Source organism: Streptomyces sp. URMC 126, assembly GCF_051386555.1.
Lineage (GTDB): Bacteria > Actinomycetota > Actinomycetes > Streptomycetales > Streptomycetaceae > Streptomyces.
Genome location: NZ_JBPQTX010001268.1, coordinates 1 through 241, shown reverse-complemented (window position 1 = coordinate 241; position 241 = coordinate 1). Strand labels below are relative to the sequence as shown.

General features: G+C 74.7%; 1 protein-coding gene. It reads left to right on the top strand.

Annotated elements, in window-relative coordinates:
- The coding region (locus ACSNOK_RS35920) for a trypsin-like serine protease (protein WP_436784848.1) at positions 1–241 on the top strand (241 nt) is incomplete at both ends.

The window sequence follows — 241 nt, the reverse complement described above, 5'->3', positions numbered from 1 at the left end:
ACCATCACCGGCGTGACCCGGACCTCCGTGTGCGCCGAGCCCGGCGACTCCGGCGGCTCCTACATCTCCGGCAACCAGGCCCAGGGCGTCACCTCCGGCGGCTCCGGCAACTGCCGCACCGGCGGCACCACCTACCACCAGCCGGTCAACGAGATCCTCTCCGTGTACGGCCTGACGCTGAAGACCACCGGCGGCGGCCCGGGCCCCGAGCCCACCGACCCGCCCACCGACCCGCCGGGAG